The organism is Mesorhizobium sp. M2C.T.Ca.TU.002.02.1.1, assembly GCF_003997225.1.
In genome coordinates this window covers 1-2,950 of sequence record NZ_RZTO01000762.1, presented here as the reverse complement: position 1 = coordinate 2,950, position 2,950 = coordinate 1, and the positions used below count along the sequence as shown (strand labels likewise).

Here is a 2,950-nt window from a genome sequence, read left to right as displayed (position 1 = left end):
TTCCAGAACTATGCGCTGTTCCCGCATATGTCGCTGACCGACAATGTGGGCTTCAGCCTGAAGGTGCGCGGACTGTCGGCCGACCAGCGCCGGACGGCGGCCCGGGAAATGCTCGACCGTGTGCAGTTACTGCATCTGGCGGACCGGGTGCCCTCGGAACTGTCGGGGGGCCAGCAGCAGCGCGTGGCCCTGGCGCGGGCGCTGATCACCAATCCGAAAGTGCTGCTGCTTGACGAGCCACTGTCGGCGCTCGACGAGTTCCTGCGCCTGCGCATGCGCGTCGAGTTGAAGCGGCTGCAGAGCGAACTCGGCATCACCTTCGTCCACGTCACGCACACCCAGCCGGAGGCGATCGCACTTGCCGACCAGGTGGTGGTGATGGACCATGGCGTCGTCGAGCAAGCCGCCTCGCCGCGCGAGATCTACAACCGGCCGCACAGTCCTTATGTCGCCCGCTTCATGGGCGGCCAGAACGTGTTGGCCGGTAAGGTGGAGACGCTCGACGGCAATGCCGCCGTCGTCGCCGGGCCGGACGGCACCCGGTACGACCTGATCGACGCGCACGGCCTGAAGGCCGGCGATGCGGTCAAGTTCTCGGTCCGTCGCGACCGCATCGACCTGTCTGATACGCGGTCCGAGGCACGCAACGCCACGAGCGGCAAGGTGAGCAATGTCGAGTATCAGGGCACCTTCGTGAAGGTTTCCCTCGATACCGGCCGGCGCGAGGAATTCATCGTCTACATGGACGATGAAGAATATTTCGCCGCGCCTAAGGAAGTCGGCCAGGAGGTTCGAGCCACCTGGCAGCCTGGCCTCAACCATTTCCTGCGCGGCACCAACGATTCGGCGGGCATGCCGCATGAATAGCAGTTGCGCAAAAGCCCCGAGACGCGGCACGCGGCCTTCGTCTCCGACCTGTCCGACCTGACCTGGAGGCCCTTCCCATGACGACCGTCATCAAGAACGGAACGCTGATTACCGCCGATCGAAGCTGGAAGGCGGATATCCTCATCGAAGGCGAGCGCATCAGCGCGATCGGCTTGGACCTCAACGGCGACACGGTCGTCGATGCCGAGGGTGCCTATGTCATTCCCGGCGGCATCGATCCCCATACGCACCTGGAGATGCCCTTCATGGGCACGACGACCGCCGAGACGTTCGAAAGCGGCACGGCGGCCGCAGCCTCGGGCGGCACGACGATGATCGTGGACTTCGTGCTGCCGGGCGCCGACGGCTCGCTGGTCAACGCCGTCAAGGATTGGCATCGCAAGGCCGACGGCAACATCGCCATCGATGTCGGCTGGCATGTCGCCGTCACCGGCTGGAACGAAACGATCTGGCGCGAGATGGCCGAGGTCGTGAAGATGGGGGTGAACTCCTTCAAGCACTTCATGGCCTACAAGGGTGCGCTGATGGTCGAGGATGACGAGATGTACGCCTCGTTCCGCCGCTGCGCCGAGCTCGGCGCCCTGCCGCTGGTCCATGCCGAGAACGGCGACATCATCGCGGAGTTGCAGAAGAAATTCATGGAGGCCGGGCAGATCGGTCCGGAAGGCCACGCCCACTCGCGGCCGCCCGAGGTGGAGGGCGAGGCGACCAATCGCGCCATCATGATCGCGGACGCCGCCGGCGTGCCGCTCTATGTCGTGCATGTGAGCTGCGAAGAGGCGCATGAAGCCATCCGCAGGGCGCGCCAGAAGGGCATGCGCGTCTACGGCGAACCGCTGGTGCAGCACCTGACCCTGGACGAGAGCGAGTATTTCAACAAGGACTGGGACCATGCCGCGCGCCGCGTCATGAGCCCGCCGTTCCGCAACAAGCGCCATCAAGACGGGTTGTGGGCCGGCCTGCAGGCGGGCAGCCTCCAGGTCGTGGCCACCGACCACTGCGCCTTCACCACCGAACAGAAGCGCATGGGGTTGAAGGGTTTCCCGATGATCCCCAACGGCACCGGCGGTCTGGAGGACAGGCTGTCTGTGCTTTGGACCTTCGGCGTAGAGACCGGCCGACTGACCAAGGAGGAATTCGTCGCCGTCACGTCGACCAACATCGCCAGGATCCTCAACATCTATCCGCGCAAGGGCGCGCTTGTCGTCGGGGCTGACGCCGACATCACCGTATGGGATCCGAAGCTCAGCCGCACTATCCGCGCAGCCGAACAGAAGTCGATCATCGACTACAATGTCTTCGAAGGCGTCGAGGTGAGCGCGCAGGCCCGCTACACGCTCTCGCGCGGCAAGATCGTATGGTCGCAAGGGCAGAACGCGGCGCCGCGTCCCGGCCACGGGAAATACATTCCCAGGCCCGCCTTCGGCGCAGCGAACCGAGCGCTATCGACCTGGAAGGAGCTCAACTCGCCGCGCTTCGTCAAGCGCGATCCGACCAACATTCCAAGCGGCGTCTGAGGCCGGCACAGCAACCACAGGAGAAAGACCATGAGTAAGAAAAAGATCTATTGCGCCTTCGGCACCGATATCGATTCCGTTGCCGGCTGGATCGGATCCTACGGCGGCGGCGACAGCCCTTCCGACATCCAGCGCGGCATCTTCGCCACCGAGGTCGGCGTGCCGCGCCTGCTTCGCCTGTTCAAGAAATACGACCTGCGCACCTCCTTCTTCGTTCCCGGCCATTCGCTGGAAACCTTCCCGAAGGAAATGAAGATGATCGTCGACGCCGGCCATGAGATCGGCGCCCATGGCTACCTGCATGAGAACCCGGTGGCGATGACGCCGCAGCAGGAAGAGGACGTGCTGGTGAAGTCGATCGAGCTGATCGACAAGCTCACCGGCAAGTCGCCGCGCGGCTATGTGGCACCGTGGTGGGAAATGTCCTCGGTGACGGCGGCGTTGCTCAAGAAATACGGTTTCAGCTACGACCACAGCCAGGGCTACCGCGACTTCCAGCCCTTCTATGCGCGCGTCGGCGACGAGTGGAACGTCATCGACTACAC

At 64.1% G+C, this 2,950-nt stretch carries 3 protein-coding genes; all 3 read left to right on the top strand.

The annotated features are described in order from the left end of the window. Positions 1 to 867, top strand: an 867-nt coding sequence (locus tag EOD07_RS28955) for an ABC transporter ATP-binding protein (protein WP_164772635.1), incomplete at its 5' end; no start/stop codon positions are given. Positions 868 to 944: 77 nt separating this feature from the next. After that, positions 945 to 2,405: a dihydropyrimidinase gene (hydA, locus tag EOD07_RS28950; protein ID WP_127237786.1), complete on the top strand. Its 1,461-nt coding sequence runs from the start codon at positions 945 to 947 to the stop codon at positions 2,403 to 2,405. A 30-nt stretch (positions 2,406 to 2,435) separates the two neighbouring features. After that, the coding region (locus tag EOD07_RS28945; RefSeq protein WP_127237785.1) for a polysaccharide deacetylase family protein at positions 2,436 to 2,950 on the top strand (515 nt) is incomplete at its 3' end.

Excerpts from the sequence above, each read along its gene's own strand:
- hydA (WP_127237786.1), top strand. The coding sequence starts at position 945 with ATGACGACCGTCATCAAGAACGGAACGCTGATTACCGCCGATCGAAGC.